The organism is Pseudomonas sp. GGS8, from assembly GCF_024168645.1.
Classification (GTDB): Bacteria; Pseudomonadota; Gammaproteobacteria; order Pseudomonadales; family Pseudomonadaceae; genus Aquipseudomonas.
Map to the genome: position 1 here is coordinate 1,579,366 of NZ_JALJWF010000001.1, position 14,419 is coordinate 1,593,784.

Sequence of the window (14,419 nt, forward strand, 5' to 3'; positions counted from 1 at the left end):
AAAGCCCAAAAAGTGTAGGGCCCTCCCGTCAGAACGGCGTTATTCCGGCGTTAAGCAGTGAATTTACCTGCGCTGAAACGTTTTAGTGACGGGTATCTGACGGCGTATCAACCCCTGCACCGGCGAATAATTGGGTGATATCGGCCGCGTCGAACAGGTAGCGCTCGTTGCAAAACTGGCAATCGACCTCGATGCTGCCGCCATGTTCGACGACTAGCTGCTGCGCATCTTCCAGACCCAGACTGACCAACGCATTGCCTGAGCGTTCCCGGGAGCAACTGCAATGGAAGCGCAGTTTCTGCACATCGAACAGACGCACTTGCTCTTCATGGTAGAGGCGATGGAGCACGGTTTCGTTGTCCAGGCTCAGCAATTCGTCGGCGGTCAGGGTGCTGGCCAGGGCGGTGATGTGCTGCCAACTGGCGGCGCGATCTTCTTCATCTTTCAGACGGTCGGCAGGCAATTGCTGCAACAGCAGGCCACGGGCACGACGGCCGTCGGCGTACAGCTTGAAGCGGGTGCCAACCTGCTGCGACATGACGAAATAGTTGGTGAAGCAATCGGACAAGGTTTCGCCGTCGAGATCGACGATGCCCTGATAACGCTGGCCTTGAGTCGGGTCGACCGTCAGCGCCAACACGCCATTGGGCATCAGGTCGGCGAGCGTCGCATCGGGCGCGATCTGCTCGGCGTGGTAACGGGCCAGGCCGCGAATTTCGCGCTCGCTGGAGCACTCGATCATCAGCATCGGCACCGGGCCTTCGGAACGGGCCTGAAGAATCAGCAAGCCATCGAACTTCAAGGTGCCTACCAGCAACGCTGCAGCCGCCATCAGCTCGCCCAGCAGTTGCGCGACCGGCTCCGGATAGGTGTGTTTGGCGAGGACTTCGGCATAGCTACGCTCCAATGCCACCAGTTCGCCGCGGGTGTCGCTGTCATCGAAGATGAAGCGTTGGGTGTAGTCGGTATCCGGTAGATCGGTCATAGGTCTGGGTATCTGAAGTGGTGACAAAAAAGGTTACAAAAAAATGAAACACGCCGTAGCAGCACTTTTGGGGGTGAGCTTAGCCATAGCGGCATTTTATGAACAATTCGGGGTTGTTCCAAGCAAGGTCAAACCTCGGTTTTCGACGAGCGGTGCTTTCACCTGCGAAATGCGCCGTTGGCGAATATCCCCCATATGGCTGCACAGGCAGGCGATTACAAGTCTGCGCCCGACGGCCGTCACGACTCGTCGTTGCTGTTGCCGCGAAACTTGAACAAATCCCGGCGCTGTTTCTTGCTCGGTTTGCCGTCGGTACTCACGCCCAACGCCCCGGCCTTGCGCATGGCCGCCGCCGCTTCGCGCTTGGCAATGCTGGCTTCGGTTTCGGCATACAGGGCCTGAGCTTGCGGTGCGCCACGACGCACGATCGACAACGCCTGGACCACCACCGTACGCTCCTCGAAGCCGGCACGGATCTGAAACTCGTCACCGATCCTCGGCTCCTTGCCTGGCTTGCAGCGCTCACCCCGGCAATGCACCTTGCCGCTTTCAATCGCGGCCTTGGCCAAGGCACGTGTTTTATAAAAGCGCGCGGCCCACAACCATTTATCGAGACGGACCTTGTCGTCCTCTTCGCTTTTTTGTGCCATTGGATGACCTCATTCTGAAATATCGATGAACTGTACTACCGTTTCTGTCGTGCCATGAATCACAACGCTGTGGATTAGAATGCAGGCATTCCCCCCCTGTTTGAGGGATGAAATTCCGGGCCGTAGATATCTGTCGCCTTTTACCCATTATTCTGCGTGAATACCGCGAATTCGGCCGCACACGGCCTGAGCGGTTTTTTGCCGGTTGAGCACTTTTGAAGACATTTGACCATTTGACCGTTGTCGGTCTGCGCGAGTGGGTGGCGCTCCCGGATTTGGGAGTCGCGGGCCTTCGGGCAAAAATCGACACCGGCGCCAGCACCTCCAGCCTGCATGCCACCGACATCGAGCCGTTCGAGCGCGACGGCGAACAGTGGGTGCGCTTCACCGCGCACCTGGGCACGGTGGTGCAATTACGGCACCGGCGCTGCGAAGCACCGCTGGTGACGATGAAAACCATTAAAAGCTCCAACGGCCACGCGCAGATGCGCTATGTGGTCAGTACCACCCTGGCCCTCGGTGATCGGGTCTGGCGGGTCGAGTTCACCCTCGCCTGCCGCAAGTCCATGCGTTATCGCCTGTTACTCGGTTCCAAAGCCCTGATCGACGGCCAGTTGGTGGTCAATCCGGGCATCAAATATGTACAAGACAAGCCGGTGTTCCCGGTATCTACCCTCTCCACAGGTGTTGCATGAAGATCGCTGTGCTGTCGCGGAACCCGCGTCTGTATTCCACCCGTCGTCTGGTCGAAGCCGGTATAGAGCGTGGCCATGAAATGGTGGTGATCGACACCCTGCGCGCCTACATGAACATTGCCAGTCACAAGCCGCAAATCCACTACCGCGGCAAACCTCTGGAGGGTTTCGATGCGGTGATCCCGCGGATCGGCGCATCGGTCACGTTTTACGGCTGCGCGGTGCTGCGCCAGTTCGAAATGATGGGGGTGTTTCCGCTCAACGAATCGGTGGCTATCGCCCGTTCGCGCGACAAACTGCGTTCCCTGCAATTGCTGTCGCGCCGGGGGATCGGTTTGCCGGTCACCGGTTTTGCGCACTCCCCGGATGACATTCCCGACTTGATCGAGATGGTCAACGGCGCGCCGCTGGTGATCAAGGTGCTGGAAGGCACCCAGGGCATCGGCGTGGTGCTGTGTGAAACGGCCACGGCGGCGGAATCGGTGATCGAGGCCTTCATGGGCTTGAAGCAGAACATCATGGTTCAGGAGTACATCAAGGAAGCCGGCGGCGCGGACATTCGTTGCTTCGTGGTCGGCGACAAAGTGATCGCGGCGATGAAGCGCCAGGCCAAGCCAGGGGAATTTCGCTCCAACCTGCATCGCGGTGGCAGTGCGAGCCTGATCAAGATCACCCCGGAAGAACGCATGACCGCGTTGCGTGCAGCGAAGGTCATGGGTTTGGCGGTGGCGGGTGTGGATATCCTGCGCTCCAATCACGGCCCGTTGGTGATGGAAGTGAACTCGTCGCCGGGGCTGGAAGGGATTGAAACCACCACCGGGAAGAACGTGGCGGGGATCATCATTGAGCATCTGGAGAAGAATGGCGGACCGAATATGACGCGGACCAAAGGTAAAGGGTGAAGCTTACTCAGTCCCTGTGACGAGGGAGCTTGCTCCCGCTGAACCGGGCTGGTGGTCCCGGCCGAAGGGCTCCCGAAACCGGCAACCGTGTTTTTTCATTGAAATACGGTTGCCTGATTTCACGGTCGCTGCGCAACCGAGCGGGAGCAAGCTCCCTCGCCACAGAGGTTGTGTACGACGCTTAAACAGCATCCCGTGGCAACATCAACCCCAGCGGCAACCGCACCCGCGCTTCCAGCCCACCGCCGGACCGGTTGCGCAGCTCGACATTCCCGCCATGCATTGAGGCGATCCGCTTCACGATCGCCAGCCCCAACCCAGTCCCCTTCCCGCCCCGGGCCCGATCACCGCGGGTGAACGGGTTGAAAATCGCCTCCAGCTCTGACGGATCGATCCCCGCGCCACGGTCCATGACACTTAGCACCACATACGGCGCACTGGTATCCCCGGACACATAAGCCGCCACTTCCACTCCGCTGCCAGCGTGATGCAGGGCATTGCCGATCAGGTTGTTCAGCAGTCGCTTCATCGACACCCGACGCAACGGGAACGGCTGGATCGGCTCCAGGCGCAGGTGCACTTTCTCTTCGTTCTGGTTGTACGGCGCGGCGACTTCGCGAACCAGATCGCTCAGGTCCACTTCTTCCACCAACTCGTCACGACCGTCGCGAATGAAGGCCAGGAACTGGTCAAGAATCGCGTCCATGTCTTCGATGTCGCGGATCATGTCGTCCGTCAGGTCGCTGTGATCGCCCATCAGTTCCAGGGACAGCCGCAAACGGGTCAGCGGCGTGCGCAGGTCGTGAGACACCCCGGCCAGCATCAGCTCGCGCTCACGCCCCGCCTGTTCGACGTCTTCGGCCATCTGGTTGAAGGCGCGATAGACCTCGGTCATCTCGCTTGGCGTGTCGCTGATCGGCAGGCGCACACTGCGGCCCTGACCAAGTTGCCGCGCGGCATAGACCAGACGTTTCAACGGTTGATTGAGCTGGCTGACGAAAATCCACGCCGAGGCGGTGGATAGCAGACCAATGGCGAGGAACCAGCCGAGCACGTTCCAGATTTTCTGGCCGCGCAACGGATGCGGGTACAGCGGCACTTTCAGCCAGCCATCGCCCAGGCTGGGCGCCCGGACCCACAGCGCCGGCGGCGAGTGCATGCGTAATCGTACTTCGGTGTCGGCACCCAGTTCGGCCTGCATCTGTCGCTGGTAGATCTCGCTGTACGGCCAGTGCTGCTCGCCTTCCGGCACACCGGCGCCTACCACCCGGATCAGGGTCGCAGCATCGGCAATTTTCGCGCGGTTTTCTTCATCGGCGGCCCAATAAGCACGCAGCGTCAGGGCGACACCGTGGCTGTATTGGCGATCCACCAGCACGTCTTCGTTCATCAACAGATAAACCAGGGTCAGCGCCTTGGAGAACAGGACGACGATCAGCACCAGCCACAGGGTGCGGGAGAAGAAGCTCTGGGGGAACCAAACAGGGGTTTTCATGGGTAACCGCTACACACTTGCAGGAGCGAGCGATGCTCGCATATTGCGGATCGCGAGTCTGCGGGAAAGGTCATCTGACCCATTACCCGCAGGACCCGCTCCTACAAATCACCGATCACTTCGTGGCGGTGCCATCCGGAACGAACACGTAGCCCACGCCCCAGACGGTCTGGATGTAGCGCGGTTTGGACGGATCGGGCTCGATCATCCGGCGCAGACGGGAGATCTGCACGTCGATGGAACGCTCCAGGGCATCCCACTCGCGGCCACGGGCCAGGTTCATCAGCTTGTCGCGGGTCAGCGGTTGACGGGCGTTCATGACCAGCGCCTTGAGCACCGCGAACTCACCGGTGGTGAGCATGTGCACTTTGTCGCCGCGCTTGAGTTCGCGGGTGGCCAGGGACAGTTCGTAGTCACCGAAGGTCACGCTTTCGTCTTCGCTGCCCGGCGCACCCGGCACCGGTGCTGCCTGGCGCCGCAGCACCGCTTTGACCCGGGCCATCAGCTCGTCCGGGTTGAACGGCTTGGCCAGGTAATCGTCGGCGCCCAGTTCCAGGCCCTTGATACGGCTCAGCTCGTCGCCCTTGGCGGTGAGCATGATGATTGGAATCTGATTGTTCGCCGTACGCAGACGGCGGCAGGCGGTCAGGCCGTCTTCGCCGGGAAGCATCAGGTCGAGGACGACCAGGTTGAACACTTCACGCGCCAGCAGGCGGTCCATTTGCTCGGTGTTCGGGACGGCGCGGGCACGGTAGCCCTTGCTGACGAAAAAACGCTCCAGCAGGCTGCTCAGCCCCGGATCGTCGTCAACGATAAGAATTTTTTCGCCTTCAGCAGTTTGTGCAGTGCTGCTCATTGGATGCTCCTTTGATCTCGGCGCGCATTATGGCGTAGCTGCCGTTATACGCACCGAGTGCATTGTTAGCAGATTTTTCCTTCACCGCCAGAAAACCGGCCTTTTTGCCTACAGCCTGCAATGCCCCCGAATGACAGAACGCTGGTTATAATGCGCGGCCTTTTGTGTCAGGCAACGTCTGATCGTTATTGCCGGCAGCCACTTTTTATTTTCATGGCGCAAGCAGTAACTGTTCGATTTCACGGGTCAACGGCAAGCCTGTTGATCCAGGTAGCGGCGCTCGCCAGGCCGCTCAACCAGACTCGCCGAGCCTTTATCTCTGCGCCTGCGAGCCTGCTTTCACAATTTGTCAGGTGGTTTTATGGACAGCATCAACAGCCGCATCGCCGAGGAACTGGGCGTGCGCCCTCAACAGGTCGAAGCGGCCGTCGCGCTACTCGATGAAGGCTCCACGGTACCCTTCATCGCCCGCTACCGGAAAGAAGTGACCGGCAGCCTCGATGACACGCAACTGCGTCATCTGGAAGAGCGTCTGCGCTACCTGCGAGAACTCGACGAACGGCGTATCAGCATCCTCGCCAGCATCGAGGAGCAAGGCAAGCTGACCCCGCAACTTGAGCGCGACATCAAGCTCGCCGACACCAAGACCCGCCTCGAAGACTTGTACTTGCCGTACAAGCAGAAGCGCCGCACCAAGGGCCAGATCGCCCTGGAAGCCGGCCTCGGCGAACTGGCCGATGGCCTGTTCAACGATCCGACCCAGAACCCGGAAACCGAAGCCGCGCGTTTCATCGACGCCGAAAAAGGCGTGGCCGATGTGAAGGCCGCCCTGGAAGGTGCCAAGTACATCCTCATGGAGCGCTTCGCCGAAGACGCGGGCCTGCTGGACAAGCTGCGTAGCTATCTCAAGCAGGAAGCCACCCTCAGTGCCCGCGTGATCGCCGGCAAGGAAGAGGAAGGCGCCAAGTTCCGCGACTACTTCGAGCACGACGAACCGCTGAAAAGCATGCCGTCCCACCGCGCGTTGGCGATTTTCCGTGGCCGCAACGAGGGCATTCTCAGCTCCGCGCTGAAAGTCGGCGACGAACTGCCGGGCACCATGCACCCGTGCGAAGGCATGATCGGCCAGCAGTTCGGCATCCAGAACCAGAACCGCGCCGCCGACAAATGGCTGGGCGAAGTGGTGCGCTGGACCTGGAAGGTCAAGCTCTACACCCACCTGGAAACCGACCTGCTGGGCGAACTGCGCGATGGCGCGGAAACCGAAGCGATCAACGTGTTCGCCCACAACCTGCACGACCTGCTGCTGGCCGCTCCGGCCGGCCCGCGTGCCACCCTGGGCCTCGACCCGGGCCTGCGCACCGGCTGCAAGGTCGCCGTGGTCGACGCCACCGGCAAGCTGCTGGACCACGCCACGGTTTACCCGCACGTGCCGCACAACAAGTGGGACCAGACCCTCGCCGTGCTCGCCGCCTTGTGCGCCAAGCATTCGGTGGACCTGATCGCCATCGGCAACGGCACCGCCAGCCGTGAAACCGACAAACTGGCTGCTGAGCTGATCAAAAAATACCCAGCCATGAAGATGACCAAAGTCATGGTCTCCGAGGCCGGTGCATCGGTTTACTCGGCCTCGGAACTGGCTTCCAAGGAATTCCCGGACCTGGACGTGTCGATCCGTGGCGCGGTGTCCATCGCTCGTCGCTTGCAGGACCCGCTGGCCGAGCTGGTGAAAATCGATCCGAAATCCATCGGCGTTGGCCAATACCAGCACGACGTGTCGCAGCTGAAACTGGCGCGCGGCCTGGACGCAGTGGTCGAGGACTGCGTGAACGCCGTGGGCGTGGACGTCAATACTGCGTCCGTGGCGCTGCTGGCGCGCATCTCCGGCCTCAACGCGACCCTGGCGCAGAACATCGTTGCCCACCGCGACGAGTACGGTGCGTTCAAAACCCGTGCGGCCCTGAAGAAAGTCGCCCGCCTGGGTGAAAAAACCTTCGAACAAGCCGCCGGCTTCCTGCGCGTAATGAATGGCGACAACCCGCTGGATTCGTCGGCGGTTCACCCGGAAGCCTATCCGCTGGTGCAGCGCATTGCCGCTGAAACCGACCGCGATATTCGTTCGCTGATCGGCGACGCCGCGTTCCTCAAGCGCCTGGATCCGAAGAAATACACTGACGAAACGTTCGGCCTGCCGACGGTCACCGACATCCTGCAAGAGCTGGAGAAACCTGGCCGCGACCCACGTCCCGAGTTCAAGACCGCCGAGTTCCAGGACGGTGTCGAAGACCTCAAGGACCTGCAACTGGGCATGATCCTCGAAGGCGTGGTCACCAACGTGACCAACTTCGGTGCCTTCGTCGACATCGGCGTGCATCAGGACGGTCTGGTGCACATTTCCGCGCTGTCGGAGAAGTTCATCAAGGATCCACGCGAAGCGGTGAAGGCCGGTGATGTGGTCAAGGTGAAGGTCATGGAAGTCGATATCCCGCGCAAACGCGTCGGCCTGTCGATGCGCATGAGCGACACCCCGGGCGAGAAGATCGACGGTGCCCGTGGTGCACGTCCGGGGTCGGCTCCGCGCCAATCCCAGAACACCGCGCCGCGCAAGGAAACCCCGGCAGCGGCTCCGACCAACAACGCCATGGCGTCGCTGTTTGCCAACGCCAAGCAGTTGAAGAAACGTTGATGGAGATCCCGGCCGGCTTGATCGAAAGCGCGTTTTTCAAGCTGCTGGGGTGTCGCTTGCACAGCCTGGAGGCCGGGGTGGCGCAAGTCGCCCTGGCGCTGGAACCAGAACTGCGCAATCGCGGCGGCAAGCTGCACGGCGGCGCCTTGTTCAGTCTGGTGGACATTGCCATGGGGCTGGCCTGCTCCAGCACCCACGGCTTTGACCAGCAGAGCGCGACCATCGAGTGCAAGATCAACTACATCCGCGCCGTCGCCGACGGTGAAGTGATGTGCACGGCCAGGGTGATCCACCCGGGCCGTCGCACGCTTGTCGTCGAGGCCGATGTGATGCAAGGCGACAAACTGGTCGCAAAAGCACAAGGCACGTTCGCTGTCCTGTAGCCCCCAATCATCAATTTGAGTTAATTTCGGCGCTGTGACTACAGCGTCGGAGTTTCTGTGGGAGCGCTTGTGGCGAGGGGGCTTGCCCCCGTTTGAGTGCGTAGCACTCACAAGATCTTGGAACATCAGAGGTTTTGGGGCTGCTTCGCAGCCCAACGGGGCGATGCGGCGTTCCGACAAGCCCCCTCGCCACGGGCCCGCTCCCAGCGGGGATTGCGGCGCTGGCTGACAGCAGGCCAGTGCGGCCCGAAAACCAGGCGAAAACGCCAGTTTCAACTTCACCCTTGTAGACCGTCTTGCCCACCCCCATATTGGGGCGACTGACGCGTGAAGGAATCCAACTTGAGCGAACTTCTCAACCGCCGCCTGGCTCTGCTCGGCGAGCGCGCTAACCTCTCTCTGCTCGAACAGTGCCTTCACGGCATCGAACGTGAATGCCTGCGCGTGACGGGCGAAGGGCGCCTGGCGCAAACGCCGCACCCCGAAGCATTGGGTTCCGCGCTGACCAACGAACAAATCACCACTGACTACTCCGAGTCACTGCTGGAGTTCATCACGCCGGCCCTGCCAGACCCGGCGGATACGCTGGCGAGCCTGGACAAGATACACCGGTTTGCCTATAGCAAACTCGGCGACGAGTACCTGTGGAGTCCGTCGATGCCGTGCCCGTTGCCGGCCGAGGAAGACATCCCGATCGCCTATTACGGCACCTCCAACATCGGTCAACTGAAATACGTCTATCGCAAGGGCCTGGCCCTGCGTTACGGCAAGACGATGCAGTGCATCGCCGGGATTCACTACAACTTTTCCCTGCCGGAAAAGCTCTGGCCGCTGCTTAAAGAGGCTGAAGGCTTTGTCGGCACCGACCGCGATTATCAGTCGTCAGCCTACATCGCGCTGATCCGCAACTTCCGTCGCTACAGCTGGCTGCTGATGTACCTGTTCGGCGCGTCCCCTGCGCTGGACGCCGGTTTCCTGCGCGGTCGCTCGCATCAGCTGGAACAACTGGATCCGGACACCTTGTACCTGCCGTACGCCACCAGCCTGCGCATGAGCGATCTGGGTTACCAGAGCAACGCCCAGGCCGGTCTGACGCCGTGCTACAACGACCTGACCAGCTACACCGACAGCCTGCGCAAAGCGGTGGCTACGCCGTATCCAGCGTACGTCGAGGTGGGTACACACAAGGACGGTGAGTGGGTTCAGCTCAACACCAACATCCTGCAGATCGAAAACGAGTACTACTCCAACATCCGCCCCAAGCGCGTGACCTACACCGGCGAACGGCCGATTCAGGCGCTGGTGGCCCGCGGCATTCAATACGTAGAAGTGCGCTGCCTGGACATCAACCCGTTCCTGCCGATGGGCATCGACCTCACCGAATCACGGTTCCTCGACGCATTCCTGCTGTACTGCGCGCTGAACGACAGCCCGCTGCTGACCAGTACCAGCTGCGGTAACGCAACCTCGAACTTCCTCAGCGTGGTCAAGGAAGGTCGTCGTCCGGGCCTGCAGCTGCAACGCGACGGGCAAGCGGTGGACATGAAGGAATGGGCCGGCGAATTGCTGGAGAAGATTGCACCATTGGCGGCGTTGCTGGATCAGAGCCATGGCGGCGATGCCCACAGCAAGGCGCTGGACGCCCAAATGGCCAAGGTCCAGGACTCGTCCCTGACGCCATCGGCCCAGGTGCTGGCAGCGATGGCCGAGCACAAGGAAAGCTTCGCCCGGTTCTCCTTGCGCCAGAGTCAGGTGCATGCAGAGTTTTTCCGCAGCGAGCCGCTTTCCAGCGAAGAACAGGCTAAATTTGAAGCGTTGGCGCGTTCATCGCTGGCTCAGCAGACGGAGCTGGAACAGAACGAAGTCGGCGATTTCGATGTGTTTGTCGGGGCGTATCAGGCGAGCATTCTGGCGATCAGTAACTAATCTGCCAGAGCAGGTCCCCCTGTGGCGAGGGGGCTTGCCCCCGTTCGGCTGCGCAGCAGTCGTAATGCAGGCGACTCGGTTTATCCGAAATATTACGCGTGTCGGTTTTGGGACTGCTGCGCAGTCCAACGGGGGCAAGCCCCCTCGCCACAACGGTCTCCCTTAGAATTTTCCGCTCATAAGCTCATTCTAAAAAGTTATTTATTTTAGGTTTCTTATATCATTTAGTCTCCTTTCACGCCGATTCTCGGTCGTCTGAAAAGGAGCTTCCCGATGAAACTGACTTTCCCCCTTCGCCTCCTGGCGGCCGCGTCGTTGGCTGCGGCGAGTTTCCTGGCTCAGGCGGCAGACGTGACCGTCGCCTACCAGACCACCGTTGACCCGGCCAAAGTCGCCCAGGCCGACGGCGCCTACGAAAAAGCCACCAACGCCAAGATCGACTGGCGAAAATTCGATAGCGGCGCCGACATCATCGCCGCCATCGCTTCCGGCGATGTGCAGATCGGCTACCTCGGCTCCAGCCCCCTGACGGCGGCAATCACCCGCAAAGTCCCGGTGGAAACCTTCCTCATCGCCACCCAGATCGGTGCCGCCGAAGCACTGGTCGCCCGCGATGGTTCCGGGATCAAGACCCCGCAAGACCTGATCGGCAAGAAAGTTGCCGTACCATTCGTCTCCACCGGCCACTACAGCCTGCTCGCCGCGCTGAAACACTGGAACATCGACCCGTCGAAAGTCACCGTACTCAACCTCGCGCCGCCAGCCATCATCGCGGCATGGAAACGCGGTGACATCGACGCCACCTACGTGTGGGACCCGGCCCTCGGTGTGGCCAAGGAAAACGGCAAAGTACTGATCACTTCCGGCGAGCTGGCCAAGTTCGGCGCTCCGACCTTCGATGCCTGGATCGTGCGCAAGGACTTCGCCGAGAAGCATCCGGAGATCGTCACCGCATTCGCCAAAGTGACCCTTGATGCCTACGCCGACTACCGCAAGGACCCGCAAGCCTGGCTGGCCAATCAAAGCAACGTCGACAAACTGGTGAAACTCTCCGGTGCCAAGGCCAGCGATATTCCGCTGCTGCTGCAAGGCAACGTGTATCCACTGGCGGCTGATCAGGTGATCACCCTCGGCGCACCCACCACCAAGGCCATCACCGACACCGCTGTGTTCCTCAAGGAACAGGGCAAGGTCGAGGCCGTGCTGCCGGACTACGCGCCGTACGTCAGCGCCAAGTACATCACCAACTGATCGGGAGTTAACCGCGATGGCTTTGCTACAGCTGGAGCGCATCAGCGCACAGTACCCCGGCAGCCCGGAACCTGTGCTGGCGGATATTTCCCTGAGCCTTGGGCCCCGGCAGTTGCTGGTCGCCCTCGGCCCTTCCGGCAGTGGCAAGACTTCGCTGTTGAACCTGATTGCCGGTTTCGTCGAGCCCAGTGCCGGGCGCATCACCCTTGACGGCGTGCCGGTCAAAGGCCCGAGTGCCGAGCGCGGCGTGGTGTTTCAGGATGATGCCCTGCTGCCTTGGCAGGACGTTCTGGCCAACGTCGGATTCGGTCTGGAACTGGCCGGCGCTGCGCGGGAAAAACGTGAACAGCGCGCCCGGGAAATGCTCGCACTGGTGGACCTTTCCGGTTTCGAGAACCGCCGCATCTGGCAACTTTCGGGCGGGCAGAAACAGCGTGTCGGCCTGGCTCGTGCCCTCGCCGCCAACCCTCGGGTGTTGCTGATGGACGAGCCCTTCGGCGCCCTCGACGCCTTCACCCGCGAGCAGATGCAGGAGCTGCTGTTACAAGTGTGGCAACGCACCGCCAAACCGGTGTTTCTGATCACCCACGATATTGAAGAAGCGGTGTTCCTCGCCACCGACCTGATTCTGCTGGCGCCGAATCCCGGGCAAATCGTCGAGCGTCTAAGCCTGGATTTTGGTCAGCGTTACGCCGCCGGCGAGTCGGCGCGCGCGATCAAATCCGACCCGCGCTTTATCGAAACCCGCGAACACGTGCTCGCCAAAGTGTTCTCCCAACGCAGTGCCGTTCAGCGGCAGGAGCGCGCATGAGCAGCTATCACATTCCCGCCACGACGGTGAAACCGGGCTCGACGGTGATTGTGCTGCGTCGCAGCATCGGCACACGCGCAATCAGCGTATTGACCTTGATCGCATTGTTAGCGATCTGGTGGGCCGTCACCGCCACCGGTTTGATCGAACCGCTGTTCCTGCCGCCCCCCTCCGCCGTGCTGCAAAAAGGTTGGTTGCTGGTGACCACCGGCTACATGGACTCGACCTTGTGGCAGCACTTGGGCGCGAGCCTCAGCCGCATCGGTTTGGGTCTGGGCTTCGCGGTGCTGACCGCCGTGCCGGTCGGCATTGCCATCGGCCACAACCGCATTGCTCGCGGCATTCTCGATCCGCTGATCGAGTTTTACCGCCCGATTCCACCCCTGGCCTATTTACCGCTGATCGTGATCTGGTGCGGCATCGGTGAGCTGTCAAAAGTGTTGCTGATCTACCTGGCGATCTTCGCCCCGATCGCGATTGCCACCGCCACAGGCGTGCGCACCGTCGATCCGGCGAAATTGCGCGCCGCGCAGTCGTTGGGCGCGACTCGGGCACAGTTGATTCGGCATGTGATTCTGCCCAGTGCCCTGCCGGATATTTTGACTGGCGTGCGCATTGGTTTGGGTGTGGGCTGGTCGACACTGGTCGCCGCCGAATTGATCGCCGCCACCAGCGGTTTGGGCTTCATGGTGCAGTCGGCCGCACAGTTCCTGGTCACCGATGTGGTGGTGCTGGGGATTCTGGTGATCGCGCTGATCGCCTTCGCCATGGAAATGGGCCTGCGTGCCCTGCAACGCAAACTGGTGCCGTGGCATGGCCAGGCTCACTGAATATTCATGTGTCGACACCCCGGATTGAAGAGAGCCACCATGAGCCACCTGACTATTGTCCCTTTAAGCTGCGCCCTCGGCGCGCAAATCAGCGGCGTCGACATCAGCCAGCCACTGACCGTGGAACAACGCGACGCCATCGAACAAGCGCTGCTCAAGCATCAGGTGCTGTTCTTCCGTAATCAGCCGATCGAGCCACCGCAGCAAGCGCGATTCGCCGCTTATTTCGGCGACCTGCATATTCATCCGATCTACCCGAACGTGCCGGAACAGCCGGAAGTGCTGATCCTCGACACCGCCGTCACCGACGTACGGGACAACGCCATCTGGCACACCGACGTAACGTTCCTGCCGACCCCGGCGATGGGCGCGGTACTCAGCGCCAAGTTGCTGCCGGAGTTTGGCGGCGACACGTTATGGGCCAGCGGCGTTGCGGCGTATGAAGCGCTGTCCGCGCCGATGAAAACCTTGCTCGAAGGGCTGACCGCCACTCACGACTTCACCCGTTCGTTTCCACTGGAGCGCTATGGCAACACGCCGCAAGCCTTGGCCCAGTGGGAAGAAGCTCGCCGCAAAAATCCACCGCTGTCGCACCCGGTGATTCGTACGCACCCGGTGAGCGGGCGTCGTTCGTTATTCGTCAACGAGGGCTTCACGTCGAAGATCAACGAGTTGTCGGAAACCGAGAGCGAAGCCGTTCTGAGGTTTTTGTTCACCCACACCACACGGCCGGACTTCACCATTCGCTGGCGCTGGCAGAAAGACGACATCGCGTTCTGGGACAACCGCGTGACCCAGCATTACGCGGTGGATGATTACCGCCCGGCACGGCGGGTGATGCAGCGAGCGACGGTGTTGGGGGATGTGCCGTTTTTTCGGTGATCAGCCTGTTTTTTGTACTGAAATTGATGGCCCCATCGCGGGCAAGCCCGCTCCCACAAAGTTATCG

Annotated in this window: 13 protein-coding genes; 9 read left to right on the top strand and 4 right to left on the bottom strand. The window is 61.0% G+C overall.

What is annotated here, in order from left to right; genetic code table 11:
- Positions 1-82: 82 nt before the first annotated feature.
- Both hslO and J3D54_RS06965 read right to left on the bottom strand, forming a co-directional pair.
- Positions 83-985: an Hsp33 family molecular chaperone HslO gene (gene hslO, locus J3D54_RS06960; protein ID WP_019651505.1), complete on the bottom strand. Its 903-nt coding sequence runs from the start codon at positions 983-985 to the stop codon at positions 83-85.
- 239 nt (positions 986-1,224) lie between these two features.
- Entirely contained in the window at positions 1,225-1,635 is a 411-nt protein-coding gene (locus J3D54_RS06965) for an RNA-binding S4 domain-containing protein (RefSeq protein WP_253417260.1), read from the bottom strand.
- Positions 1,636-1,868: 233 nt separating this feature from the next.
- Between J3D54_RS06965 and J3D54_RS06970 the strand changes: the two genes are divergently transcribed.
- Complete coding sequence (locus J3D54_RS06970) at positions 1,869-2,330, top strand: ATP-dependent zinc protease (protein ID WP_172901254.1); 462 nt, start codon at positions 1,869-1,871, stop codon at positions 2,328-2,330.
- Positions 2,327-3,232, top strand: a complete 906-nt coding sequence (gene rimK, locus J3D54_RS06975) for a 30S ribosomal protein S6--L-glutamate ligase (protein ID WP_007903081.1) — start codon at positions 2,327-2,329, stop codon at positions 3,230-3,232. The genes J3D54_RS06970 and rimK overlap by 4 nt, the downstream gene beginning before the upstream one ends.
- A gap of 181 nt (positions 3,233-3,413) precedes the next feature.
- Here rimK and J3D54_RS06980 read toward each other — a convergent pair whose 3' ends face one another.
- On the bottom strand, positions 3,414-4,727 hold the full coding sequence (locus tag J3D54_RS06980) for an ATP-binding protein (RefSeq protein WP_007939543.1): 1,314 nt from the start codon (positions 4,725-4,727) through the stop codon (positions 3,414-3,416).
- A 115-nt stretch (positions 4,728-4,842) separates the two neighbouring features.
- Positions 4,843-5,583, bottom strand: a complete 741-nt coding sequence (ompR, locus tag J3D54_RS06985) for a two-component system response regulator OmpR (protein ID WP_253417261.1) — start codon at positions 5,581-5,583, stop codon at positions 4,843-4,845.
- Positions 5,584-5,944: 361 nt separating this feature from the next.
- Between ompR and J3D54_RS06990 the strand changes: the two genes are divergently transcribed.
- From J3D54_RS06990 to tauD, 7 genes are all read left to right on the top strand, one after another.
- On the top strand, positions 5,945-8,269 hold the full coding sequence (locus J3D54_RS06990; protein ID WP_253417262.1) for a Tex family protein: 2,325 nt from the start codon (positions 5,945-5,947) through the stop codon (positions 8,267-8,269).
- Complete coding sequence (locus tag J3D54_RS06995; RefSeq protein WP_253417263.1) at positions 8,269-8,652, top strand: PaaI family thioesterase; 384 nt, start codon at positions 8,269-8,271, stop codon at positions 8,650-8,652. The genes J3D54_RS06990 and J3D54_RS06995 overlap by 1 nt, the downstream gene beginning before the upstream one ends.
- 342 nt (positions 8,653-8,994) lie before the next feature.
- Complete coding sequence (gshA, locus tag J3D54_RS07000; protein ID WP_253417264.1) at positions 8,995-10,578, top strand: glutamate--cysteine ligase; 1,584 nt, start codon at positions 8,995-8,997, stop codon at positions 10,576-10,578.
- Between the two features lie 273 nt (positions 10,579-10,851).
- Positions 10,852-11,829 (top strand): taurine ABC transporter substrate-binding protein, encoded by a 978-nt coding sequence (gene tauA / locus J3D54_RS07005; protein ID WP_253417265.1) that lies wholly within the window; start codon positions 10,852-10,854, stop codon positions 11,827-11,829.
- A 16-nt stretch (positions 11,830-11,845) separates the two neighbouring features.
- The gene (gene tauB, locus J3D54_RS07010) at positions 11,846-12,640 is read left to right on the top strand and encodes a taurine ABC transporter ATP-binding subunit (protein WP_253417266.1); all 795 of its coding nucleotides are present in this window, start codon (positions 11,846-11,848) and stop codon (positions 12,638-12,640) included.
- The gene (tauC, locus tag J3D54_RS07015; protein ID WP_253417267.1) at positions 12,637-13,470 is read left to right on the top strand and encodes a taurine ABC transporter permease TauC; all 834 of its coding nucleotides are present in this window, start codon (positions 12,637-12,639) and stop codon (positions 13,468-13,470) included. The genes tauB and tauC overlap by 4 nt, the downstream gene beginning before the upstream one ends.
- Before the next feature lie 39 nt (positions 13,471-13,509).
- Positions 13,510-14,352, top strand: coding sequence for a taurine dioxygenase (tauD, locus tag J3D54_RS07020; protein WP_253417268.1), 843 nt, complete (start codon positions 13,510-13,512; stop codon positions 14,350-14,352).
- Positions 14,353-14,419 lie beyond the last annotated feature (67 nt).

Coding starts and splice junctions, on each gene's coding strand:
- hslO (WP_019651505.1), bottom strand. CDS start 985: ATGACCGATCTACCGGATACCGACTACACCCAACGCTTCATCTTCGAT.
- J3D54_RS06965 (WP_253417260.1), bottom strand. CDS start 1,635: ATGGCACAAAAAAGCGAAGAGGACGACAAGGTCCGTCTCGATAAATGG.
- rimK (WP_007903081.1), top strand. CDS start 2,327: ATGAAGATCGCTGTGCTGTCGCGGAACCCGCGTCTGTATTCCACCCGT.
- J3D54_RS06980 (WP_007939543.1), bottom strand. CDS start 4,727: ATGAAAACCCCTGTTTGGTTCCCCCAGAGCTTCTTCTCCCGCACCCTG.
- ompR (WP_253417261.1), bottom strand. CDS start 5,583: ATGAGCAGCACTGCACAAACTGCTGAAGGCGAAAAAATTCTTATCGTT.
- J3D54_RS06990 (WP_253417262.1), top strand. CDS start 5,945: ATGGACAGCATCAACAGCCGCATCGCCGAGGAACTGGGCGTGCGCCCT.
- J3D54_RS06995 (WP_253417263.1), top strand. CDS start 8,269: ATGGAGATCCCGGCCGGCTTGATCGAAAGCGCGTTTTTCAAGCTGCTG.
- tauA (WP_253417265.1), top strand. CDS start 10,852: ATGAAACTGACTTTCCCCCTTCGCCTCCTGGCGGCCGCGTCGTTGGCT.
- tauB (WP_253417266.1), top strand. CDS start 11,846: ATGGCTTTGCTACAGCTGGAGCGCATCAGCGCACAGTACCCCGGCAGC.
- tauC (WP_253417267.1), top strand. CDS start 12,637: ATGAGCAGCTATCACATTCCCGCCACGACGGTGAAACCGGGCTCGACG.
- tauD (WP_253417268.1), top strand. CDS start 13,510: ATGAGCCACCTGACTATTGTCCCTTTAAGCTGCGCCCTCGGCGCGCAA.